The following is a 22,047-nucleotide window of genomic DNA, read 5'->3' as shown; positions in this document are numbered from 1 at the left end:
CGTCGTCGAACGACACGCATCCACCCCCGTGGCTCGAACTGTTCGCCATCTGGCGACACAAGCTATAGAGGCGGCGGCGAGGGACGCCAGTCGGAGTTCTCGCGACGAGCAGGCCGTACAAGTCCAGTGCCCGTTCTACGGTGGCGCGGACACCAGCCGCGTCAACCGAACCGCGTCACATGGCCCGAGGTGCCTCCGGCCGCCCGGATCTTTCGGCCACTGCCTTGGGGTGTGGCTTCCGTACGCGTTGCCGCAGCCGGCCGCAGCGGCGCACGGGGGACGTCAAGGGCGCCCGGGACCGTCCAGCGGTGCCGGGCGCCCTCCGTGAGGCGTCGGGATTCGATCAGACGTTGACGCCGAAGTCCTGGGCGATACCCACCAGACCCGAGGCGTAGCCCTGACCGACCGCACGGAACTTCCACTCCGCGCCGTGGCGGTACAGCTCGCCGAAGACCATGGCGGTCTCGGTGGCGGCGTCCTCGCTCAGGTCGTAACGGGCGATCTCGGTGCCGCCGGCCTGGTTGACGATGCGGATGTAGGCGTTGCGGACCTGGCCGAAGTTCTGGCTGCGCGCCTCGGCGTCGTAGATCGACACCGGGAAGACGATCTTGTCGATGTCCGCGGGCAGCGCGGCGAGGTTGACGTTGATCTGCTCGTCGTCGCCCTCACCCTCACCGGTGCGGTTGTCGCCGGTGTGCACGATCGACTGGTCCGGGGTGGACTTGTTGTTGAAGAAGACGAAGTGCTGGTCCGAGTAGACCTTGCCGTCGGCCTTGACCGCGATGGCGCTGGCGTCCAGATCGAAGTCGGTGCCGGTGGTCGTACGGACGTCCCAGCCGAGGCCGACCGTCACGGCGGTCAGGCCGGGGGCCTCCTTGGTGAGCGAGACGTTGCCGCCCTTGGACAGGCTTACAGCCATCGGGATGCCCTTCTGTGGTGTTTCTCTGCCGGCCCGGTGTCCGGCCTGTTGTCCGGTTCGGTTCTACCCCCTCCAACGTTGCCGGAGGGGAGCAGGGTTCCACGATCCTTTGCCTTCTTTACCTTCTTTGCCAAGAGGCCGGCCCGGCGCGTCGAAAAACACATGTGACGTCGGGCGGTGGGCGCGGGAACATGGAGGGCATGTCCGGGCCCTATCTCATCCGAGGCTCGGTCTCCCTGCCGGAGGCCGAGCTGATCTGGCGTTTCTCCCGGTCGTCCGGGCCCGGTGGGCAGCACGTCAACACGTCCGACTCGCGGGTCGAACTCCGCTTCGACCTCGAACGGACCGAGGCGCTGCCCCCGGTGTGGAAGGAACGCGCGCTGGAACGACTGGCCGAGCGACTGGTGGACGGAGTGCTGGTCGTCCGGGCCTCCGAACACCGCTCCCAGTGGCGCAACCGCGAGGCGGCGGCCGTGCGCATGGCTTCGCTGCTGGCGGAGGCCACGGCCCCACCGCCGCGCCCGCGCAAGAAGAGCAAGGTGCCGCGCGGAATCAACGAGCGGCGGTTGCGGACCAAGAAGCACCGCGCCGAGATCAAGCGCGGACGCTCCGGCCGCGACTGGGGTTAGACACCCCGACCCGTGAACGCCCTCGTCGGGAGAGCGCGCCCGTGCGACTGCTCGGCCGGCGGTGGCCGTCGACCTCTGCCTCATCGGGCTCGCCGCGGTCCGGTTCGCGGCGAGTGAATCCGAATCCGGCACGGACTCGGCTCCCTCGCCCTCGTGCCGCGACGACGCGCCGGGTGTCATCGAACACATCGCCGGATACGAGCCGCCCTACCTCCCACTGGGGTTCGACTGCCTTCCGGACGACGGCACCACCTATCCGGGCAGCGACGTCTACGCCTGGCTGAACGGATTCGTCCTCGCCTTCGGCCTGGGCGCGGACACAGGACCGTCGTCGGATTGACGCCGCCTCAAACGCCCATCGCCCGCCGGTTCCGTACGGAACCGGCGGGCGATGGGGATTCGGTGGGGGGATCGGCGGGAAGCACCGCGCCGATCCGGCGGGATCACGCCCGGCGGCGTTGGGCGAGGAGGACGGCGGTGACGGCGACGGCGGCGACGAGTACCGCGGCGCCGATGCCGATGGGCACCCACGGGAGCCCGTCGCTGCCGCTCTTCTCCTGCGCCTGGTTCTTCTTTGAATCGGTGTCGGTGGCGTCGGGGTTCTTCGCGTCGCCCTTCGCGTCCTCGGCGTCGGGGGAGGGGGACTTCGAGGCTTCGAGGGAGGCGAAGTACTTGGAGAAGAGGGGGCTCTTGTCGGCCGGTCCGGGGTCGCCGTCGCCGTCGACGAGGACCTGTGCGGGACGGACGATGCCGTAGCCCAGGTACATGCTGGGCTCCTCGCCCCGCTCGGACATACCCGTCGTCTCGATCATCACGCGCAGGACCTGGTGGTGGGTCCAGTCGGGGTGCTTGGACCAGATGAGGGCCGCGCTGGCGGAGGCGATGGCTGCCGCCTGGCTCGTGCCACCGGGATCGCCGGGGGCGGTGAGGGCCAGGTGAGGGCCGTAGTTGGAAAGGTCGGTTACCGTTCCGGTCTTGTCCACCGCGCCCACGGCGACAACGCCCGGCATCGCTGCCGGGTAGACGTACTTCGCTTGGCGGCCGTCGTTTCCGGTAGCGGCGAAGATAAGCTTGCCGCGCTTGTTGGCCTCGTTGATCGCGTCTTGGAGTGCAGCGCGGTTTTTGTCAGTCACCCCGGTCATGCCCTGCGAGATGTTGATGATCTTGGCCTCGCTCCTGGCCGCGTACCGGAGCGCCTCGATGAGCGGTTCGTGCGCTCCGAAAAAATCATTCGTGACGTGCGTCCGCAGGGGGAGGATCTTCGCCTCCGGTGCCAAGCCTCGCAGGGTGTTGCCCGCTCCCGAGCCGGCGATCAGGGCCGCCATCACCGTGCCGTGGCCGGTCGCGTCCTCGTGGACGTCGGAGTCTTCCGAGGTGAAACTCCTTCCCGGCAACAACTTGTCTTTCAAACCGGGGGTCGGGCTCACACCGGAGTCGAGGACGGCGACTGTGACGCCCTCGCCCTTGGTGACCTTCCACAGCCCCGACGCGTTCATGGCGTCGAGGTACCACTGCTGGTCCGGTCTGATATTGGCGGCAGCGGGCGGCGCGAGCAGTCCCAGGGACATCAGCACGGCCGCCAGCAGTGCGGCCACGGTCAACGTTCGCCTCTGTGGAGGGAGGGCGTGGGTTCGCATGGAGCAGTGCACTTCCTCGGAGTTAGTCGATGACCGGTGGCACCACGTTCCGCTGCCCCGACGCCCAGGTCTCCTCGTCCTCGGCGAGGTAGTCGGGCCGGTCGTTGCCGCGTCGGCGGTCTTCCCGGGGAGGGCTCGTGTTGGTCGGTCGTGCTGCCATTCCGGGAGTGACCGCACCTCCCCGGACAAGCCCGGTACCGCCTGGGGTGAAAGCTCGCCCGTGGTTGCCGGTCGAGCGCGGAGTCCCCACCGTGCCGCCGGGCTGCGATGCCATGGGGCGCCCCAGGGGCATGCCCCTGTTCACGGAGGACCCACCGCCTGCGGCGCCGGGGTGACCGCCCATGGGTCGGCCCATGGTGGCGTGGTCGCCACCGGCGACGGCTCCGCGCGGAAGCCCGGAGGCAGGGGTGCCCACCTGTCGGGGCGTACCGCCGATGACCCCGTTGTTACCGGGGCCTCGCGGAGGAACAAGACCGCTGTTACCGGCTCCCCGAGGCGGAACACCACCCCCGCTGACGGCCGGTGGGCGGTTGGCGAAGGGAGCCCGAGGAGACGCCTGGCCGGACCGCTGGACCGGTGAGGTGGATGCCACGGGAGCCACGGGCGGAGCCGACGGCCCGGAAGAAGACTGTGAGGGAGCAGGAGCGGTCTGCGGTCGGGTCTCGTTGACGGGCACCGTGGCGACGGAGTCGATCGTCATGTGGACGGGGCGCTCGACCACGGGAGTGGAACGGTCGACAACAGGGGCGGAACGGTCGACAGCGAGAGGAGGACGTACCTCGCCACCGTCCTTGGCGGACACGGGCTGGACAGAGGTGACGCTCGGCTCCCGGTACGTCGCGGACTCCTTGGAACCGATGCTTGGCGCTGTGTTCGGCGTGTTCCCCCCGGGAAGGAATTCGTCTTTACTCGGAGGCGCCTTGAACTGCGGCTCCTCCGCCCCCCGGATGTTCTCCCCGGCCATCCGGTAGTACGACGACAGCCGGATCATCTGGTTGATCGCCTCTTGGCGCTTGGCCTCTTCCTCTTTCTGGCGGGCCTTGTCCTTCTCCGGATCGGCGTAGCACATCCCCTCCGGAGCGGGGATGGCCGCCTTGGCCTCGGTCAGGGCCTGGCCGGCGTCCGCCAGGTGCCGTCCCAGGGAGCGGGCGTACACGGCGAACCGCATGGTCTCCAGTGCGAACTGCTGCCCCCACTCGCGGAAGGCGTCGCCACCCTGACCCTTCCACTGCACACGCTCGACGTACGCCCGCAACTCGTGGCCGATGCCGTCCATGTCGGTACCGGCCTTGCCGAGCGCGTCGCCCCGCGACGTGAGCGCCTTGGGGTTGGCGTTCGCGACCATCGAGTGGAGCGCGGCGAGCGACTTGTCCTCGAACTCTCCTCCGGACATCCCTGCTCCCCCTTAGTCGAAGTCCGTGCCCGCGTCGACGGACTTCTTGGTGCCGCCGACCCCGGCGTTCTGGTCCCCCGAACCGTCCCGCCGGGAGTGCTGGTGCTCCTCCACGTGAGACTGGATGGCCTGGAAGCGTTCCCGGTGCTCGGTCTCGATGTTCTCGTAGCCCTTGTCCACGATCTGGGTGGCGATGCCCAGCGCTTCCAACTGCTCGCCGAAGAGACGGGAGAGCGTCTTCAGCCGCTCGTGGGCGCCCTCGTAGAGGGACGACAGGTCCTTCGCGGCGCTGAAGCCCGTGCCGTACGACTCCGGGGTGATCGTCTGGTCGCTGATGCGCTTGTGGGACGCGGGAGACGTCTCCAGATCATCGATGATCTTGTCGATGCGTTTCTTGAAGGAGGCAAGGGTCTCCGGCTCGTACGAAAGATCCTTGCCGTCACCTGTGTCGCGCCAGTCCGTCACGGTCTGTCCCCGTCCCCGTCCCCCGGTCAGCGGTCACGTTGCGCCATGGTTGTGTCACGTCAGTGTAGTGGGCGCGAGTTCCCGCCCGCGCGGTGGTATTCCGGCGCCCGTTCGGGGGAAGCGGGCGCCGGCGCGGGGCTACGCCAGGCGGCGGTAACGGCCGCGGAAGTACGCCAGGGGGGCGCCCTCGGAGCCCGACAGCGACGTGGCCAGCACCCGGCCGATCACCAGGGTGTGGTCGCCGGCGCTCACCCGCTGCTCGGTGCGGCACTCCACCGTCGCCAGCGCGCCGCCGACCAGGGGCGCTCCGGACGCCTCGCCGCGCGTCCAGGGCATGTCCTGGAAGAGCAGCCGGTCGCTGACGCGACCGCGCATGGAGAAGCGTCCGGCGATGTGCCGCTGGCCCTCGGCGAGCAGGGACACGGCCCACAGCGGCTGCCTCTCCAGCAGTTCGTCCATCCGGGATTCCTCGCGCACGCTCACCAGGACCAGGGGCGGGTCCAGGGAGACGGAGAGGAAGGAGGTCGCGGTCATGCCGACGTCCTCGCCGCGCGGCCCTTCCTCGGGGTCGTGCGCCGTCACCAACACCACGCCCGCGGCCAGTCTCGACAGGGCGGCGCGGAACTCGTCCTCGGTCACTCCTTCAGGGTGGGGGACGCCGAGGGGCTGGTGCGAAGCGGGGACGTTCTGGGGCATCTGTTGCTGTGGTGTCGAGTGCACACTCCGCACGCTAAACGCTGTCGGCGGAGTGCGCATCGGTCCCCGGGACCAACCGGGACCTAGGTACATTGGCTGAACGATCTCGCAGGTCAGAGGCGGAATTTGCGTTCGGCACGGGTGTGAAGCAGGGTGAGGCGCTCCCACGCACCGCAGTCGCTCGCCCACGCTCTGTTGTGACATGGGTCACACAGGGCGTCAATTGTTGACCCTGTGTACCGACTGGGCAGCTCACTGTGATTCAGTGGCTTGACGACGGACGAACGTTTAAACCCGGATCATCTGGAGTTGCTCGCTCAAGTCTTCAGGGGGAGGGCGATGGAAGCCGAGTCGGAGCCGTATGTGCGCCTCGCCACCCTGCGCAAGCTCCACCACTCGATGGCGGAGCTCAACACCGGGCGCAGCCTGGCGGACACCCTCCAGACCGTGGCCGACGGCATCGTGAAGGGGCTGGACTTCGAGCTGGCCGCGGTCAACCTCGTCCAGCCGGACGGAGACCTCGTGGTGGCCGCCGTCGCAGGCAGCGAGGGTGCCGAGGCCATGATGGCGGGCCGCACGGGCTCGCGCGCGGCCTGGGAGCGCCGGCTGGCCATGGGGGAGCGCTGGGGGGAGTTGCGCTTCATTCCGCACACCGAGGCATGGGTCCTGCTCGACGATGACGTGCCGCAGTGGCACACCGCCGGACCGGCCCCCCGGTACCCCGACGAATGGCACCCGATGGACGTCCTCCTGGCGCCGATGTACTCCTCCGACGGGGAGCTGCTGGGCGTGATATCCGTCGACAAGCCGCGCAACGGGCGGCGTCCCGGCGCATGGGGGCGCGAAGCGCTCCAGATGTACGCCTTTCAGGCGGGCATAGCGATCGGCAATGCCCGTTTGCGAGCGAACATGCAACGCGCGCTGGTCCGACTGGAGCGCGAGCAGCAGGCGCTGCGGGCGAGCGAGGAGAGTTTTCGGCAGGCGTTCGAGTACGCGCCCAGCGGCATGGCCATCACCGAGCTGGGCGGTGACCAGCACGGCCGGCTGGTGCGCACCAACGACGCGCTCTGTCGGCTGCTGGACCGCCCGGCGTCGGCGCTGCGGCGCTACAGCTTCTCCGACCTCGTCCACCCGGAGGACCGGAACACCCTGCTGCGCACCTCCGCCGAGGGCGGCCGGGCCGAACTGCGACTGGCGCGGCGCGACGGTTCCCACGTGTGGGTGTCCCTGCGGAACTCCGTGGTGGCCGACGCCGCCGACGGTCCGCGTTTCCTGCTCACTCACGTCGAGGACATCGAGGAGCGCAAGCGGCACGAGCTCCAGCTCGCCCACCGCGCCAGCCACGACTCGCTCACCGGTCTGCCCAACAGCGCGGAGCTGCGCGCCAGACTGAGCGCCCGGCTGTGTGACAAGCCCGCGCCGATGTCCGACGCGGCGCAGATGGGGCCCGGCGGCGCGTACGGCGGCTATGGCAGCCACAAAGGTCACAACGGTCACGGCGGCTACGGCGGCTACGGTGTCGACGACTTCGGCGGGCTCGGGGCGGAGGCGACGAGCGGCTACGACCACCATGTGCACACCGTCCCGCCGACCAGCGACGACCCCTCGGAGAAGGGGCTCGCGGTCCTCTTCTGCGACCTCGACGGCTTCAAGTCGATCAACGACCGCTTCGGGCACCACTGCGGCGACGCCGTGCTGATCGAGGTCGCCCGCCGGCTGTCCGACGGCGTGCGCGACAACGACACCGTGGCGCGCCTGGGCGGGGACGAGTTCGTGGTGTTGGCGGACGGGTTGGGCCGCGCGGACGCCGCCGACCTGGCCGTGCGGCTGCGCAACGCGATCATCCCGCCCATCCGCGTGGAAGGCCGCGCGGTGCGGGTCGGGGCGAGCTTCGGGATCGGCTGGGCGGGGTGTGGGATGTCCGCCGACGAGGTCCTGCAGTCCGCCGACGAGCGGATGTACATCGAGAAGCGGGCGCGTGCGAAGGCGCACCGCCGGGCCGGGTGAGAGCCCGCCGGGGACGGGTGTTCCGCGGGGAGGCGAACCGGAAGCGCGGACACCGCGTCCTTTAACCCGAAAGGGGTAGGCTGCGCCGGGCAGGCACCTGTAGTGGAGGAGCGCACGGAATGACCGCCGGTAACAACGGCTCGGGCACGCCGGACAACGACGACCCGTTCGCCTACCTCTACCGCTCCGAGGGCGGTACGGGCGGTGGCGCGGGCGGCTCGTCGACACAGCAGCCCGGTGTTCCCCGTACCTCGTTCAACCAGGTCCGCCCCGTCGGCGAGCGCCGGTACGGCGGCCAGCAGGCCCAGCAGCCGCAGCAGCCGGGTCGGCCGAACGCCTACTACGCGGCTCCCGAGACCGTTCCCGGTGGCCGTGCCGCCGCCCGACAGGGCGTTCCCGCGGGCCGGGGTCGGGCCGCGGCACGTGCCGGCCGGAACCACAACGGTCTGCTGATCGGCGCCATCGCGGTCGTCGCGGCCGTGATCGTCGGCGTGGGCTCGGCGATCATCTTCAGCGACGACGACAAGGCGGTCGGGAACCAGGCGGGCACCTCCGCGTCCCCCACCGCCGAGGCCGACAGCGGAAACGCGAGCGAGGGCGAGGACAAGAGCGGGAACGCCGGCGACGACGAGGAGAAGGGCGCCCTGCCCAAGGAGGACGCGGCCAGCCTCCGCCCCGAGGGCGGCGCCACCGTGGCCAAGGACATCGAGGGCTCCCGGGCCAGGAGCGGCGCGTACGTCGCGGGCCTCGACAAGCCCGGCGCCTCGGTGAGCTGGGTCTTCGACGTCCCCGAGGGGGGCAAGTACACGCTGTACGTCGGCTACGGCGTGCCCGGCAAGGACGCGAACTCCACCCTCACCGTGAACGGCAGGCCCCAGGGCCAGCCGCTCAACATGAAGAACTTCGCCCAGGCGGAAGAGGGCCAGTGGGACAAGGGCTGGACGCGCACCTACGCCTGGATCGAGCTCACCAAGGGCACCAACACGGTCAGCATCTCGTGTGAGCAGGACAACCAGTGCGGCTTCGTCCTGGACCAGGTGTGGCTGGAGGAGGGCCACGTCAAGAAGGGCTGACCGCCGGCCGTCGGCGGTCCCGCCGGTCTTCAGGGGCGGATCACCTTCAGGAAGGCCGCGACCGTCTCGGCCATGGCCTCGCGTGCCGGACGCAGGTACGTCCGGGGGTCGACCGTCTCGGCGTCCCGGGCCAGGTGGGCGCGGACGGTGCGGGTGAAGGCGGTGTTCAGGGCCGTCCCCACGTTGATCTTGGTCATGCCGGCGGCGACCGCCCGCCTCAGTTCCTCGTCCGGCACGCCGGAGGAGCCGTGCAGCACCAGCGGGACGGGGACGGCCCGGCGCAGCTCGCCGATGAGGTCGTGGTCGAGGGTGGCGGTGCGCTCGGTCATCGCGTGGGAGCTGCCGACGGCGACGGCCAGCGCGTCCACGCCGGTGGCGGCGGTGTACTCCGCGGCCTCGTCCGGGTCGGTCCGCACCCCGGGGGCGTGGGCGTCGAGGGTGGTGCGGTCGGGGTCGCCGGGCTTGCCGCCGACCCGGCCCAGCTCGGCCTCGACCCACATCCCGTGCCCGTGGCCGAAGCGCACGGCCCGCGCGGTGGCCTCGACGTTCTCGGCGTAGGGCAGCCTCGACGCGTCGAACATCACCGATCCGAAACCGGCGGCGGGCGCCTCGCGCAGCAGCTCGAAGCTCTCGACGTGGTCCAGGTGGAGGGCCAGCGGCGCGTCGGAGGCCCGTGCCACGGCCGCCGCGGCGGCGGCGACGGGGGCGAGTCGTCCGCCGTGGAACCGCACCGCGTTCTCGGAGATCTGGAGGATGGCCGGGACGCCCGCGGTCTCCGCTCCGGCGGCGATCGCCTCGGCGTGCTCCAGGGTGATGACGTTGAACGCCGCGACGCCGTGGCCCGTGGCGCGTGCGGCCGTGACGAGGTCTTCGGTGCCGACCAGTGGCATGCCCGCTCCGTTTCCGTGTCCTCGTGGTCCTGGCGGCCCTCGTGGTCCTGGCGGTCCGCGTGGTTCTCGCGGCCTTCGCGTTCCGTGCCGCGCCCCACGGCGCGGCCGTCGTCACACCACGGCCTCACGCCGCCGCCATCTGTCGGGTGACGGCCACGGCGGGCAGCAGCTCCTCATAGGCCGTCCGGTCGAACTCGCCCGCCACCTCGGCCCGCACGGTCGCCGCCGCCAGGGCGGCGGCGCGCACCAGCCGGTCCGGCCAGGACAGTCCCTCGACGAGACCGGAGAGCAGCGCGGCGACCACCGAGTCGCCCGCGCCGATCGGGTTGCCGACCACCCGCCGGGGCGGCTCGACGCGCCAGGCGCCGTCCGGGGTGAGCGCGAGCAGCCCGTCCGCGCCCAGCGACGCCACGACGGCGTGCGCCCCGCGCCGCCGCGCCAGCCGCGCCGCGTACAGGGGCTCGGTGCTCCCGGTTATCCCGGCCAGCTCGTCGGAGTTGGGCTTGACCACGTCCGGTCGGGCGGCGAGTCCGCGCCGCAGCGGCTCCCCGCTGGTGTCCAGCACGACGGGCACGCCCGCGGTGCGCGCGGCGCGCACCAGCGTCCCGTAGGCGCCGACGGGCACGCCGGGCGGCAGGCTGCCGCACAGCGCGACGGCGTCGGCGCCGAGGAGGAGTTCGTCGTAGACGTCCAGGAAGCGTTCCCACTCGGCGGGGGCGATCTGCGGTCCGGGCTCGTTGAAGAGGGTGGCGCCGCCGTCGGGGCCGCCGGACTCCTCCACGACGCCCACGGTGCGGCGGGTGGTGCCGCCTATGGTCACGAACGCGTCCCCCACCGGGCCGGCCTCCGTCACCTCCGCCAGCAACTCCCGTACCCGCTCGCCCGTCGAGCCGCCCGCGAACCCGGTCACCAACGTCTCGTGGCCCAGCGCGGCCAGCACCCGGGCCACGTTCAGACCCTTGCCGCCCGGGCGCTCGGCGACCTCCCTGACGCGGTGGGAGGCGCTGGGTTCCAGGCGGGGAACGCGGTAGGTGACGTCCAGGGCCGCGTTGAGCGTGACGGTCAGGATCATTCGGTTTCCACCTCCCACCGGCGCGTGTGTGAACATTCCACAGACTTACGGTGGCGTAGGCGCGCCGACCGCGCGAGCGATCATGCCAAAGCGGAGGCGGCAGGCACAGGTGTCCGGGGAAACCGCCGTTCCGCGCGGGCGGAACGGATCAGGACTTCTCGGGACGTACGACCCATTCGCCCTTGCGCATGACCCCGGTGAGTCGGTACTCGGCGTCCAACACCACCAGGTCCGCGTCCTTGCCGATCTCGATCGTCCCCACCCGATCGGCGACCCCCAGCAGCCGCGCCGGACTGGTCGACAGGGCCATGACAGCATCCTCGACGGGGAGGCCGTCCACCGTCACCGCGCGCCGCAGCGCGGTGTCCAGGGTGAGTGTGGAGCCCGCGATCGAACCGCCCTCCACCAGTCGGGCGACCCCCCCGGTGACCCGCACCTGGAGCGGCCCGAGCGGATAGACGCCGTCGCCCATCCCGGCCGCCCCCATGGCGTCGGTGACGAACGCCACCCGCTCCGCGCCCGCCCGGGCGAAGGCCAGCTCCAACACGGCGGGGTGCAGGTGGGTGCCGTCGTTGATCAGCTCGACGGTGACCCGCTCGTCCTCCAGCAGCGCCGCCACCGGGCCGGGCTCGCGGTGCAGCATCGTGGGCATCGCGTTGAACAGGTGCGTGGCGACCGTCGCGCCCGCCTCGACCGCCTCCAGCGTCGCCCCGTAGTCGGCGTCCGTGTGGCCGACGGCCGCGATCACCCCGTGGTCGGCGAGCAGCCGCACGGAGTCCAGGCCGCCGGGCAGCTCCGGCGCGAGCGTCACCATCCGCGCCGTGCCGCGCGCCGCGTCCAGCAGCTTGCGGACGTCGGCCGGGTCCGGGTCGCGCAGCAGGGCGGGGTCGTGGGCGCCGCAGCGGTGGGGGGAGATGAACGGCCCCTCGAAGTGGAGGCCCGCCAGATCGCCCTGCTCGACCAGCTCGGACAGGACGCCGGCCTGCCGGGCGAGGTCGTCCAGGTGACCGGTGACGGTGGAGGCGACCATCGTCGTCGTGCCGTGCGCCCGGTGGGTGGCGACGACCCGCAGCGCCTCCTCGGCGCTGCCGGCGGAGAAGGAGGCGCCGCCACCGCCGTGCACGTGCATGTCGACGAAGCCCGGCACGATCCAGTGCCCGGTCAGGTCGAGCGTGCCCGGCTCGCCGGGGACGTCGGGCGCGATCCGGGCGCCCTCGACGGTCACCCGCCCGTTCTCGGCCACGCCGTCCGGCAGCACCACCCGGGCGCCGGTCAGCACCGTGCGCCGAGCCCCCGCCGGCCGCGCTGCCGCCCGCGCCGGCGTCTGCCCCGTCGTCTGCGCCGCTGTGGCCGTCTTCGGCTCGGTCATCGGCTCGAAACCTCCGCGGAGAGTAGGTCCCAGGCGAGGAGTCCCGCGCCCAGGCACCCGGCGGCGTCCCCCAGGGCCGCCGGAACGATGGTGGGAAGGTGCTGGAAGGTGACCCTGTCGCGCACGGCCTCCCGCAGCGGGGCGAAGAGCGTCCCGCCCGCCTCGGCGAGCCCGCCACCGATGATCAGGACACGGGGGTCGAGCAGCGTCAGCGCCGTGACCAGGCCCTCGGCGAGCGCGTCGACCGCCTCCCGCCAGACGGTGACGGCCCGAGGGTCACCGGCCTCCACGGCCGCCGCGGCGTCGGCGGCCGTCGCGCCCGGACCGCCGCCCGCCTCGGCCCAGGCCCGGCCGACGGCCGCGGCGGAGGCGAACAGCTCCAGACAGCCGTACCGCCCGCAGCCGCACGCGGGACCGTCGGGACGCACCGTGACGTGGCCGATCTCGCCCGCCCCGCCGTGAGCGCCGGGCTCCACCCGGCCGTCGATGCCGATGGCCCCGGCGATGCCGGTGCCCAGCGCCACGAAGAGGAAGCGGTCCACGCCCGCGCCCGCCCCGATCCGTCCCTCGGCGAGACCGCCGGCGCGCACGTCGTGCCCCACGGCGATGGAGGCCGCGGGCGCGTTCAGCCGCTTGGCGAGCGACTCGCGCAGCGGGACGTCCCGCCAGCCCAGATTGGCCGAGTAGACGGCCCTCCCCTCCGTCTCGTCGACGATTCCGGGAACGGCGAGCCCCACGGCGGCGGGCCGCGCGCCGAACCGCTCGACCCCGGTCTCCCACAGCTCCGCGGCGAACGCGAGCACGTTGTCCACCACGGCGTTCGGCCCGTCGTCCCGACCGGTGGGCCGCCGCGCCTCGTGCAGCAGCGCGTGGTCGGCGCCGACGAGCGCCGCCTTCATCCCGGTACCGCCCACGTCGAGCGCGACGACGTAGGCGGCTGTGGCGTTGTCCCCAGCAGTCACGGGGACAGTGTCCCGTGACTGCCGCGAAAGGTCTAGTCCACTTCGCCGATCTCCGTTCCGCCCGGTGGCGGAGACGACCGCCGTCCTCACCCGAACACCCGCGTGAAGGCGGCGGCCGGACCGTCCACGCCGAGGCGGACCCGCCGAGCCGACGGGTCGCCGACGGCCCGGATCGGGCCCCGCTCGGCAGGCTGTGGAAAACCAGGGGGCTCCCCCGACGCCTTTGCCGGCGTCGGGCGCGGGAAACCGGCAGAGGGGGGGCCATGGGAAGCCCGTGGAAACACACGTGGTCGCGCGTCACCGTTCTGGGCGTGGCGGCCCTCGCCGTCGTGACAGCGGTGGTCGTGTGCTCGACGCGGGACAGTGAGCGGCCGAAGGTCGACCGCGCGCAACCGAGGAAGGCGTGCGCCGGTCTGCTGCCCACCGCCCACCTCGCCTCGCTCCTGCCCGACGACTCGGTCATGCGACGGAAGCAGTACGGCACGCTCCTCGAACCGGGCCACGAGAGCCGTGCGCTCATCGACTGCCGGCTCGACTGGAGCGGGGAGGGAGAGAAGGGCGATGTCGGCGTTCACGTGCGGGTGGAACCCTGGGGGCCCGACGACGAACTGCCGCCCGGTGGCGACGTGTTCCCCTTCCCCTACCGGCTGCCGCACGGCTTCCGGGGCGCGGTGGTGATACGCGACATGTACGGCGACGTGGTGAACGCGGAGGCGCTCCTGCACGTCGCCTGCCCGATCGCCGCCCGCCCGCGCCGGCGGTTTCCAAGGGCCGCCGGCGCGGACGGGCGGCGGCGCGTCAGCCCAGGATCACGCTGCGGCTGAGGTTGCGGGGCCGGTCCGGGTCCGCGCCCTGCGACTCGGCCAGGGTGACCGCCAGGCGCTGGGCGCGGATCAGATCGGCCATGGGGTCGAGCGCGCGCTCTCCGGTGGCCGCGCAGTCGGAGTCCGCCAGCAGGGCGCCGCCCACCCGCTCCACGTCGCCCGCCAGCCCTTCCGGCAGGGAGCCCAGCAGCCAGGCGACCCGGCCCGGACCGGTGACGGCGATGGGACCGTGGCGGTACTCCATCGCCGGGTACGCCTCCGTCCACGCCCCGGCCGCCTCGCGCATCTTCAGCGCCGCCTCCAGCGCCAGGCCGTACGTCCAGCCGCGTCCCAGGAACGTCCACTGCTCGGCGGTGAGCGCCGCCTCCGGCAACGGCTGGGTGACGGCCAGTTCCGCGTCGACCGCGGCCCGCTCGACCGACTTCGCCCCGGCCGGCAGCTCGCCGTGCCGCTCCAGGCCCGCGCGGAGCAGCGCCAGCGCCGTCGTCGCGAAGCGGGTCTGGACGACGGACTCCTCGTCCGCCCAGTCCAGGACGGCCACCCGGTCGGCCGCGTCCACGACGGGGGTGTTCGCGTCGGCGGTCAGGGCGGTGGTGGCGACACGGCCCTTCACCACGCCCAGCAGGTCCAGCACCTCGGAGGTGGTGCCGGACCGGGTGATCGCCACCACGCGGTCGTACGCGCGTCCCACCGGGAACTCCGACGAGGCGAAGGCGTCCGTCTCGCCCTGCCCGGCCGCCTCGCGCAGCGCCGCGTACGCCTGGGCCATGAACCACGAGGTGCCGCAGCCCGTGACCGCCACCCGCTCACCCGGACGCGGCAGGGCGTCGACGACGTCCGCCGCCGCTTCGGCCGCCCGCCGCCAGGAGTGCGGCTGGGTGGCGATCTCGGCGGCGGTGCGGGACTGCTCTGCGGCGGCCATGCGGAGGCTCCTCAAGACGGGCGCGGGGTGCGGTCGACGATCTTCCGGGCAGGTGGTACATGCACGTGGATAGCAGTCCCGACCTGGAGGGTGAAGGACCGTTGCCGAAGCGATACGCGGTGTGGCGCGGACTCCGGAGCGGCCCGGAGCGGCCGACGTGCGGTGTCCGAGCGCGGCAGTAGGTTGGAAGAGTGAGCACCGGCAACGAGCGGCCGAACGAGGGCGACGGCCTGTCCGAACAGGACGAGGCCGTGCTCGCCGTCGAACGGCACGGCTGGCCGGGCCCCGGCGCCAAGGAGCGGGCGATCCGCGAACGTCTGGGCATCTCGCCCACCCAGTACTACCAGCGCCTCAACGCCCTCTTGGACGATCCGCGCGCCCTCGCCCGGGACCCGGTCACGATCAACCGTCTCAGGCGCCGCCGGGACGCGCGGCGCGATCTACGCGGATAGGCACGTCGGCGCGGGGGCGCGAGTGCCGGACCAGTCCCTTCCCGGCCGCGTCGCCCTGCGCCGTCACCCCCACGGCACCGCCCCGCACAGGTCCCGAAACCGGTGACCACTACAATCCGGCAGGCAACTCACGGTAACCACAGAGGAGTTGTTCGTCTGCCACACCGACGCGGGGGAACAGAGCGGCGCGTGGGGGCGGGCAGGTCCGGCCACGCGGGGGCATGGACGCGCCGGAGGGCCACAGTCGGCACACCGAGGAGCAGACTCGTGTCTTGGGGAAAGTGGTCACCTCCTACGCCGCGATGACCGGAACGGAAAGAGACGCCCGCGTCTCACCGAGATGATCGAGGAACGGGTCGAGCAGGTGGGAGTCAAGGACGACGAGTTGCACGGGAGAGGTGGCCTGATGGGGGGTGCGGTCGTCGGAGAGAAGTCGAAGAACCGTGGTCTTCTCGCCACGACTTCTGTTGGAGCCTGGTGCCCGGTGGGAAGCCGGAGGACGGTGCGTCGACGGCCGAGTGTGGCGACGCGTTGGAGACGGCCATGACCGGCCGGCCTCCCGGAGCCGCTCCGCCGGAGAGCACTCTTGAGCACGATGCCGAACGGGTCCGCGTTCTCGAGGAGGTCGTCAAGGGATACGCCGATCATGTCGAAGACGACCCCGAGGCGATGCCCGAGGAAATCCGTCGGAACATGGCGAATGCGCTCGCCTTCTATGCGGACGACATCCACGACATCATCGGTCTGCACGGGGACTTCTCCACCAGGGAGTTGTCGACGCGGCCGAACGACGTCGACGTCGACCGGGCCACCATGGCGGATTTCATCCGTGGCATCGCCGAGGACGCCGAAGCCTTCCGAATGGTTCGCGAATCCCACCTGGCGCTCGTCGCGGAAGGCATTCGAGGTCTCGGTAGAGAGGACTTCACAGAAGGCAGCGACGAGGCTCAGGGAGTGGCCTTGGTGGGCGGGAACACCATGGGTGTTCTGGACCGTATCGGTGCCGAGGCTCTGGGCGCACGCCACGACGACGAAGCCGGTCGGAAAGAGTGGATCGAAGCTTACGGGAAACAGGGCACGGGCGGAAACCCGGAGGTCTTTTTCTCGCCCCGGAGGAACAGCGGTTACCTGGAGGACATGTTCCGGGAAAGGGCTGATCGATTGGGTGCGCTGACCGAGGTGCCGGGGAATGGCGATGCGGGGCTCCACCCGAAGATCACCGAAGTGATCAGAACAGAATATCGGACGGCTTCCTGAGTCGCGAGCCAGGTCGTGACGGCCGACTCTCCCGGAACGTTCCGGTGCCGAGCAAGCGGCCCGGGACGTTCTCCCTGGTGATTCGGGATCCTGGGCCGGAGCCACACGGGGAATCTGTGCCGGGCGTTGTTTGCGGTTTCTTTCGGCTATCACGGGGCGATTCCTGTCGCCCCGGGAGAGCCTGGCGCGGAGATTATGGCCGAATCGTTTGGGTCGTCATGGCCCGCCTTGTGTCGACACCCTGCTCCGGGGTCAAGAAAGGGCTTCCCCAGCAGGTGGGTCCAGGCTGCGCGGAGCGCCTCGGTGCATCACAGGTGCGGTGGTTTGAGTGCAATGGAAACCGAGGATCATGGTGCGGCATTCTTGATCGAAGAGACGACTTCTGTTGGAGCCTGGTGCCCGGTGGGAAGCCGGAGGACGGTGCGTCGACGGCCGAGTGTGGCGACGCGTTGGAGACGGCCATGACCGGCCGGCTCCCGGGGGCCCCCGCTCCGGAGGAAGACCCCGAACACGGCGATGCGCGGCTCCACGTCTTCGAGGAGACCGTCAGGGGGTACGCCGACCGCGCGATGCCCGAGGAGATTCGTCGGAACATGGCGAACGTCCTCACCCATTACACGGCGGATGTCCATGGTGTCCTCGCCGAACGCAAAGGCGAGGCCAGGACCGACATGACCGTGCGGGAACTGACTCCGTTCCTGCGCGGGGTGTTCGAGGACGAGGAGGCTTTCCGCGCCGTCCACGGCGCGCAGACCGCTCGTGTCGCCGAAGCGCTCGGGGAACTCGGTCGAGAGGACTTCACACGTATTCCGGAGGGCGGAACAGACCGGGCCATGGGAACGGTGTCGGACGGTGGAACCGTCCTGGGAACGCTGACGCGGATCCGGAGTGCGGTGATCGCCGAAACCACGGGCGATGACGATCCGACCGTCAAGCAGGAGCTGATCGACACCCACGAGGAGTACGGCCTGCCGCGGCTCCGGCGCATGATCCGGGAGCGAGCCGTGGAGACCGGCGTCTCGGAGGATGCCGCCGGCAAGTCCGGCGGCAGGACCGCCCTCCTGCTCCAAGAGGCCGGACAGGCGTACACGACAGCGGCGAACAGGGCGTAGGGATTCCTTGGACGAGGTCCACCCGGCGGGGCCGGCAGAGGTCGGGCGGTGGGCACATGCGGGTGGTCGTGTCGCGGGTTTCTCGGACTGCGCACCTGCCGATGTCCTCAGGGTGCGGCGGACGACAGGATTCGTCGGGACGACCGGGAGGTCCGCGTTCGCCGCGTGCCGGGCGTGGCCGTTCGCCGCCGCGACCGTGCGCGGCACGGAAGGGCGCGGGTCCGGAACGGACGGAGATAGGGCGGCCGTGGCCGGGTAGTGTGCCGAGCATGGGCAGCCACTCTTCTCACTCCCTTCCCGAGCAGCTCCCCGAACCGACCACCCCCGCCGGACGCGACGGCCTCGCCGCACTGCTGGCCGACCCCGGGCGGGCCGTGGTCGCCCTCGACTTCGACGGAACGATCGCCCCGATCGTCCCCGACCCCGACCAGGCCCGCGCCCACCCGGACGCGGTGCCCGTCCTGGCCCGGCTGGCGCCCGTGCTGCGGGCCGTGGTGATCGTCACCGGCCGCCCGGCCGAGGTGGCGGCGCGCTACGGCGGCTTCACCGGCGTGGCGGGCCTGGAGCACCTGGTGGTGCTCGGCGCGTACGGCGCGGAGCGCTGGGACGCGGCCACCGGCGAGGTCACCGCGCCGCCGCCGCCCCCCGGCGTGGCGGCCGTCCGGGCCGAACTGCCCGGCGTCGTGGAGAAGGCCGGGGCCCCGGAGGGCACCCGGATCGAGGACAAGGGCCGGGCCGTCGCCGTCCACACCCGCCGTGCCGCCGATCCGCAGAGTGCCTTCGACCTGCTGCGCGAGCCCCTGGACGAGCTGGCCCAAAGGCACGGCCTGACCGTCGAACCCGGCCGTTTCGTCCTGGAACTGCGGCCTCCGGGCATGGACAAGGGCGTCGCCCTGACGGACTTCCTCCGCGAGACGGACGCCGGCTCGGTCCTCTACGGCGGCGACGACCTGGGCGACCTCGCCGCGTACGACGCGGTGGACCGGCTGCGGGGCGAGGACCTGCCCGGCGTGCTGGTGTGCAGCGGCAGCGAGGAGGTCACCGCGCTGTCCGAGCGGGCGGATCTGGTCGTGGACGGTCCCGCCGGCGTCGTCGGGCTGCTGGGAAGGCTGGCGGACGTCCTGGCCGGCTGACCGAACCGACCGGCCGAGCGGGCACCGACCGACGGACGGCCCCACGGGTGCGGCGGACGCGGTGCGTGCCCGCCGCACCCGTGAGAGGACCCGGGCCGGCCCGGTGGAGCCCCGCTCAGCCGCGCAGGGCGTCGAGCTGTTCGGTGAACCAGGCCGTGGGCGGCAGCGCGGTGGCCGCGGCGGCGAGCCGCTTGGTGCGTTCGGCGCGCTCGTCCGCTTCCATGGACAGCGCCCGGTGGAGGGCGTCGGCGGTGGCGCCGATGTCGTACGGGTTGACGGTGATGGCGTCCTCGGCCAGCTCCGCGAAGGCCCCGGCCTCGCGGGAGAGGACCAGCGCGCAACCGCGGTCGGAGACCACCGGGATCTCCTTGGCGACCAGGTTCATCCCGTCCCGGATGGGGTTGACCAGGGCGACGTCGGCCAGTCGGTACGCCGCCAGCGAGCGCGCGAAGTCGTCCTTGACGTGCAGGACGACCGGTGTCCAGCTCCCCGTGCCGTACGCCGCGTTGATCTCCTGGGCGACACGGGAGACCTCCGCGGTGTAGTCGCGGTAGACGGCCAGGTCCTGCCGGGAGGGGTAGGCGAAGGCGATGTGGACGACCCGCTCGTGCCACTCGGGGTGGTCGTCCAGCAGCCGGCGGTAGGCGTGGAGGCCGCGGACGATGTTCTTGGACAGTTCGGTGCGATCCACCCGGACGATCGTCTTCCGGGGGTTTCCGTCCCCGTCGTGGCCGATCTGCTCACGGAGCGAGGCCATCCGCTCGTCCACGTCCGGGCGCCGGGAGCGCTCGCGGAGGAAGGCCGCGTCGGCGCCCAGGCCGTGGACGCCTATCCGCGTCTCGCGTCCCTCGTGCACCACCACCATCTCGCCGTCGTCGCCCACGGAGACCTCCGCGCCCAGCAGCTTCACGCAGCACTCGGTGAACGCGTTGGCCCAGCGCTGGGTGAGGAAGGCGGCGCGGTCGGCGCCCAGGATGCCGCGGAGCACCTCGGCGGCCACCCCGCCGTCCGGATCGTCCGGCAGCATCCGGAAGTAGTCCGGCGGCGCCCAGGGAGTGTGCGAGAAGTGCCCGATGCGCAGGTCGGGCCGCCGTTCGCGGAGCATGCCGGGGACGAGGGTGAGGTGGTAGTCCTGCACCAGGACCACCGCGCCCTCGGCGGCATCCTCGGCGAGGGCGTCGGCGAACGCCGCGTTGTACGTCTCGTAGGAGCGCCACTGCCGTTCGAACTCCGTGTCGAAGGCGGGCTCCAGCGGGGTCTGGTAGAGCATGTGGTGGACGAACCACAGCACGGAGTTGGCGATGCCGTTGTAGGCGTCCGAGAAGACCTCCGGCGGGATGTCCAGCATCCGCACCGTCTGGCCGTCGGTGTCGGCCGGATCGAGCCTCCCGCCGGTGCGCCGGACGGCCTCGCGGTCGCCGTCGCCCAGCGCCGCGCACACCCACACCGCGTCGCCCTTGACGGTCGACAGACCGGAGACCAAGCCGCCGCCGCCGCGTTTGGCGGTCAGTTCGCCCCCCTCCCCGGCCGTGTAGGAGACGGGTCCGCGGTTGGACGCGACGAGTACCTGGTGCCGAGTGACCATGACCGGAACCTAGCCGCTGTCCGGACCGCGCAAACGTGCGGTTCTCGTCACACGGCGCCCACGTTCGGCCAGGTGGGCCGGTACGGGCCGGTAACCGCCCGGGCGGCGTCGGCCCGCCCCGGGGCACGCCGACGACAACCGGTGCGCGCCGGGACGGGCACGGGACCCTCAGGCCGCGTGGCGCCGCGCGTACTCCGGGATGGTGCACATCGGTGGACGCTCCTCGCAGTCCACCGGGTGGGTGTGCGGGACGAACCTCCCGTCGGGGGTGCGTTCGAACTGGGTCAGTTGCGGGCGTATGAGCGGGCCGCGCGCCAGCCGGACGTGGGCCGTGCGCTGGATGGCCGCGGCCATCCGTCCCAGGGCCAGTCCGTCCTGGTTGCGGTGCTTGCGCACGCCCACGTCGACCTGGCCCAGCGCGTCGAGTCCGACGGTGTGCAGCGCGTCCACCAGCAGGCCCAGTTCGACGCCGTAGCCGACGGGGAAGCTGAGCCGTTCCAGCAGGGAGCGGCGGGCCGCGTACTCGCCGCCCAGCGGCTGGACGAAGCCCGCGAGCTGTGGCCAGTGCAGGTTGAGCAGGGGCCGGGCGACCAGCTCGGTGACCCGGCCGCCGCCGACCGGGCTGTCGCCGATCGCGCGGTCGTACATCGCCTTGACCATCGCCAGGTCGGGTTCGGTCAGCAGCGGGCCGACGATGCCCGAGACGAAGGCCGGGTCGAAGTCCCGCAGGTCGGCGTCGACGAAGCAGACGATCTCCCCGCTGGTGACCATCAGCGACCGCCACAGCACCTCGCCCTTGCCCGGCAGCGCGGGCATCCGGGGCAGGATGTCGTCCCGGTGCACCACGCGCGCGCCCGCCGCCGCGGCGACCGCGGAGGTGCGGTCGGTGGAGCCGGAGTCCAGCACGACCAGCTCGTCGACCAGGGGTGTCTCCTCGGTCATCAGCTCGCGGCGGATCACGGCGACGATCTCCCCGACCGTCGCCTCCTCGTTCAGCGCCGGAAGCACCACGCTCACGCTGCCCGCCGGTCCCGCCGCCCGCTTCGCGGCCAGCAGGCGGGGGAGCGGGCGGTCGACAGCGCTCCAGGAGCGTCGTTCCAGCCAGTGGTCGACCTCGTCCAGCACGTGTCGCCTCCCTAGTCCTCGGCGTCCGGGGGTCCCCGGCGTCCCAGGCATTCTGCGGGACCGGGTTCTCCCGGGCGTTCTCGGCGTTGGTCGTGGGTGGATCGGGGATGGGATCGCGGGCGGTTCGTGGTGGGCCCGTGGGTCGCCCGTCGCCGATCGTCGGTGCCGTGTTCCCTGGTCTCCGCCCCGAAACCCTCGTGTGGCCCTTGTGCGGTCCTGTGTGGCCCTGTGTGCGGGCTCGTGTGCGGCTCGTCTCGCGGATCGGACGGCGGACCTGAATGCCGACAGGCGTCGGTTACAGTCTTGGACAACGCAGGGGATTTCCGCATCTTGGGCCCCGGCGTGCACAAACGCCCCGGTCACGGTATCGGCCGGGTGCCATAGAGCTCATCCAGAGGGGCAGAGGGAACGGCCCGTTGAAGCCCCGGCAACCCTCCCGCCGGCACTCGTTCGTCACGGTCGAGGCCACGGTGGGGAAGGTGCCAATTCCGGCCCGGACGAGGGACGTCCCGGGGAAGATGAGGA

General features: G+C 71.7%; 21 protein-coding genes and 1 riboswitch. Of the genes, 9 read left to right on the top strand and 12 right to left on the bottom strand.

Annotated elements, in window-relative coordinates; translation table 11 throughout:
- Positions 1-343: 343 nt before the first annotated feature.
- Complete coding sequence (locus tag IF47_RS0116140; RefSeq protein ID WP_031509494.1) at positions 344-919, bottom strand: TerD family protein; 576 nt, start codon at positions 917-919, stop codon at positions 344-346.
- Between the two features lie 200 nt (positions 920-1,119).
- Between IF47_RS0116140 and arfB the strand changes: the two genes are divergently transcribed.
- Both arfB and IF47_RS27885 read left to right on the top strand, forming a co-directional pair.
- On the top strand, positions 1,120-1,548 hold the full coding sequence (gene arfB / locus IF47_RS0116135; RefSeq protein ID WP_031509493.1) for an alternative ribosome rescue aminoacyl-tRNA hydrolase ArfB: 429 nt from the start codon (positions 1,120-1,122) through the stop codon (positions 1,546-1,548).
- Between the two features lie 61 nt (positions 1,549-1,609).
- Positions 1,610-1,888, top strand: coding sequence for a hypothetical protein (locus IF47_RS27885; protein ID WP_051717762.1), 279 nt, complete (start codon positions 1,610-1,612; stop codon positions 1,886-1,888).
- A 103-nt stretch (positions 1,889-1,991) separates the two neighbouring features.
- Here IF47_RS27885 and IF47_RS0116125 read toward each other — a convergent pair whose 3' ends face one another.
- The 4 genes from IF47_RS0116125 to IF47_RS0116110 all read right to left on the bottom strand — a co-directional run bounded on the left by IF47_RS0116125 (position 1,992) and on the right by IF47_RS0116110 (position 5,739).
- Positions 1,992-3,143, bottom strand: coding sequence for a S8 family serine peptidase (locus IF47_RS0116125; protein ID WP_031509491.1), 1,152 nt, complete (start codon positions 3,141-3,143; stop codon positions 1,992-1,994).
- A gap of 64 nt (positions 3,144-3,207) precedes the next feature.
- Positions 3,208-4,578, bottom strand: a complete 1,371-nt coding sequence (locus IF47_RS0116120; protein ID WP_051717761.1) for a WXG100 family type VII secretion target — start codon at positions 4,576-4,578, stop codon at positions 3,208-3,210.
- A 12-nt stretch (positions 4,579-4,590) separates the two neighbouring features.
- Entirely contained in the window at positions 4,591-5,043 is a 453-nt protein-coding gene (locus IF47_RS0116115; RefSeq protein ID WP_051717760.1) for a hypothetical protein, read from the bottom strand.
- A gap of 138 nt (positions 5,044-5,181) precedes the next feature.
- Positions 5,182-5,739 (bottom strand): flavin reductase family protein, encoded by a 558-nt coding sequence (locus IF47_RS0116110; protein ID WP_078591867.1) that lies wholly within the window; start codon positions 5,737-5,739, stop codon positions 5,182-5,184.
- A 339-nt stretch (positions 5,740-6,078) separates the two neighbouring features.
- Between IF47_RS0116110 and cdgB the strand changes: the two genes are divergently transcribed.
- Together cdgB and IF47_RS0116100 are read left to right on the top strand one after the other, a co-directional pair.
- Positions 6,079-7,746, top strand: a complete 1,668-nt coding sequence (gene cdgB / locus IF47_RS0116105) for a diguanylate cyclase CdgB (protein ID WP_031509487.1) — start codon at positions 6,079-6,081, stop codon at positions 7,744-7,746.
- A 119-nt stretch (positions 7,747-7,865) separates the two neighbouring features.
- On the top strand, positions 7,866-8,819 hold the full coding sequence (locus IF47_RS0116100; protein WP_031509486.1) for a carbohydrate-binding protein: 954 nt from the start codon (positions 7,866-7,868) through the stop codon (positions 8,817-8,819).
- Positions 8,820-8,848: 29 nt separating this feature from the next.
- Here IF47_RS0116100 and IF47_RS0116095 read toward each other — a convergent pair whose 3' ends face one another.
- From IF47_RS0116095 to IF47_RS0116080, 4 genes are all read right to left on the bottom strand, one after another.
- A complete protein-coding gene (locus tag IF47_RS0116095; protein WP_031509485.1) occupies positions 8,849-9,709 on the bottom strand; it encodes a class II fructose-bisphosphate aldolase in 861 nt (286 codons plus the stop codon).
- Between the two features lie 124 nt (positions 9,710-9,833).
- The gene (locus IF47_RS0116090; protein ID WP_031509484.1) at positions 9,834-10,781 is read right to left on the bottom strand and encodes a 1-phosphofructokinase family hexose kinase; all 948 of its coding nucleotides are present in this window, start codon (positions 10,779-10,781) and stop codon (positions 9,834-9,836) included.
- 148 nt (positions 10,782-10,929) lie between these two features.
- Positions 10,930-12,150 carry an N-acetylglucosamine-6-phosphate deacetylase gene (gene nagA, locus IF47_RS0116085; protein WP_051717759.1) on the bottom strand — a complete coding sequence of 407 codons (1,221 nt, stop codon included), beginning with the start codon at positions 12,148-12,150 and terminating at the stop codon, positions 10,930-10,932.
- On the bottom strand, positions 12,147-13,049 hold the full coding sequence (locus IF47_RS0116080; RefSeq protein ID WP_037732693.1) for an ROK family protein: 903 nt from the start codon (positions 13,047-13,049) through the stop codon (positions 12,147-12,149). The genes nagA and IF47_RS0116080 overlap by 4 nt, the downstream gene beginning before the upstream one ends.
- A gap of 374 nt (positions 13,050-13,423) precedes the next feature.
- On the opposite strand from IF47_RS0116080, the gene IF47_RS28790 reads away from it, so the two are divergent.
- Positions 13,424-13,936, top strand: a complete 513-nt coding sequence (locus IF47_RS28790) for a hypothetical protein (protein WP_157839985.1) — start codon at positions 13,424-13,426, stop codon at positions 13,934-13,936.
- Here IF47_RS28790 and IF47_RS0116070 read toward each other — a convergent pair.
- Positions 13,911-14,858 (bottom strand): SIS domain-containing protein, encoded by a 948-nt coding sequence (locus IF47_RS0116070; protein WP_031509480.1) that lies wholly within the window; start codon positions 14,856-14,858, stop codon positions 13,911-13,913. The genes IF47_RS28790 and IF47_RS0116070 overlap by 26 nt on opposite strands.
- A 191-nt stretch (positions 14,859-15,049) precedes the next feature.
- Here IF47_RS0116070 and IF47_RS0116065 point away from each other — a divergent pair, with 191 nt between their 5' ends.
- From IF47_RS0116065 to otsB, 4 genes are all read left to right on the top strand, one after another.
- On the top strand, positions 15,050-15,310 hold the full coding sequence (locus IF47_RS0116065; RefSeq protein ID WP_037732691.1) for a DUF3263 domain-containing protein: 261 nt from the start codon (positions 15,050-15,052) through the stop codon (positions 15,308-15,310).
- Between the two features lie 477 nt (positions 15,311-15,787).
- Complete coding sequence (locus tag IF47_RS0116060) at positions 15,788-16,567, top strand: hypothetical protein (RefSeq protein WP_031509478.1); 780 nt, start codon at positions 15,788-15,790, stop codon at positions 16,565-16,567.
- A gap of 218 nt (positions 16,568-16,785) precedes the next feature.
- Entirely contained in the window at positions 16,786-17,679 is an 894-nt protein-coding gene (locus IF47_RS0116055; RefSeq protein ID WP_157839984.1) for a hypothetical protein, read from the top strand.
- A 269-nt stretch (positions 17,680-17,948) separates the two neighbouring features.
- Complete coding sequence (gene otsB, locus IF47_RS0116050) at positions 17,949-18,812, top strand: trehalose-phosphatase (protein ID WP_031509476.1); 864 nt, start codon at positions 17,949-17,951, stop codon at positions 18,810-18,812.
- A gap of 115 nt (positions 18,813-18,927) precedes the next feature.
- On the opposite strand, the gene IF47_RS0116045 is transcribed toward otsB, so the two are convergent.
- Positions 18,928-20,397: an alpha,alpha-trehalose-phosphate synthase (UDP-forming) gene (locus tag IF47_RS0116045; protein ID WP_031509475.1), complete on the bottom strand. Its 1,470-nt coding sequence runs from the start codon at positions 20,395-20,397 to the stop codon at positions 18,928-18,930.
- A gap of 168 nt (positions 20,398-20,565) precedes the next feature.
- Positions 20,566-21,522, bottom strand: coding sequence for a glucosyl-3-phosphoglycerate synthase (locus IF47_RS0116040; RefSeq protein ID WP_031509474.1), 957 nt, complete (start codon positions 21,520-21,522; stop codon positions 20,566-20,568).
- Between the two features lie 384 nt (positions 21,523-21,906).
- Positions 21,907-22,047, top strand: a riboswitch (SAM riboswitch).

The organism is Streptomyces megasporus (assembly GCF_000718985.1).
Taxonomy (GTDB): domain Bacteria; phylum Actinomycetota; class Actinomycetes; order Streptomycetales; family Streptomycetaceae; genus Streptomyces; species Streptomyces megasporus.
The sequence above is the reverse complement of the archived record's forward strand: the minus strand, read 5'-3'. Positions and strand labels throughout refer to the sequence as shown.

What these genes read in the sequence shown, in the direction of transcription:
- IF47_RS0116120 (WP_051717761.1), bottom strand. Translation starts at nt 4,578, where the DNA reads ATGTCCGGAGGAGAGTTCGAGGACAAGTCGCTCGCCGCGCTCCACTCG.
- IF47_RS0116140 (WP_031509494.1), bottom strand. Translation starts at nt 919, where the DNA reads ATGGCTGTAAGCCTGTCCAAGGGCGGCAACGTCTCGCTCACCAAGGAG.
- IF47_RS0116080 (WP_037732693.1), bottom strand. Translation starts at nt 13,049, where the DNA reads ATGAAGGCGGCGCTCGTCGGCGCCGACCACGCGCTGCTGCACGAGGCG.
- IF47_RS0116055 (WP_157839984.1), top strand. Translation starts at nt 16,786, where the DNA reads ATGGCCCGCCTTGTGTCGACACCCTGCTCCGGGGTCAAGAAAGGGCTT.
- IF47_RS0116090 (WP_031509484.1), bottom strand. Translation starts at nt 10,781, where the DNA reads ATGATCCTGACCGTCACGCTCAACGCGGCCCTGGACGTCACCTACCGC.
- arfB (WP_031509493.1), top strand. Translation starts at nt 1,120, where the DNA reads ATGTCCGGGCCCTATCTCATCCGAGGCTCGGTCTCCCTGCCGGAGGCC.
- cdgB (WP_031509487.1), top strand. Translation starts at nt 6,079, where the DNA reads ATGGAAGCCGAGTCGGAGCCGTATGTGCGCCTCGCCACCCTGCGCAAG.
- IF47_RS0116045 (WP_031509475.1), bottom strand. Translation starts at nt 20,397, where the DNA reads ATGGTCACTCGGCACCAGGTACTCGTCGCGTCCAACCGCGGACCCGTC.
- nagA (WP_051717759.1), bottom strand. Translation starts at nt 12,150, where the DNA reads ATGACCGAGCCGAAGACGGCCACAGCGGCGCAGACGACGGGGCAGACG.
- IF47_RS0116070 (WP_031509480.1), bottom strand. Translation starts at nt 14,858, where the DNA reads ATGGCCGCCGCAGAGCAGTCCCGCACCGCCGCCGAGATCGCCACCCAG.
- IF47_RS0116095 (WP_031509485.1), bottom strand. Translation starts at nt 9,709, where the DNA reads ATGCCACTGGTCGGCACCGAAGACCTCGTCACGGCCGCACGCGCCACG.
- otsB (WP_031509476.1), top strand. Translation starts at nt 17,949, where the DNA reads ATGGGCAGCCACTCTTCTCACTCCCTTCCCGAGCAGCTCCCCGAACCG.
- IF47_RS0116100 (WP_031509486.1), top strand. Translation starts at nt 7,866, where the DNA reads ATGACCGCCGGTAACAACGGCTCGGGCACGCCGGACAACGACGACCCG.
- IF47_RS0116110 (WP_078591867.1), bottom strand. Translation starts at nt 5,739, where the DNA reads ATGCCCCAGAACGTCCCCGCTTCGCACCAGCCCCTCGGCGTCCCCCAC.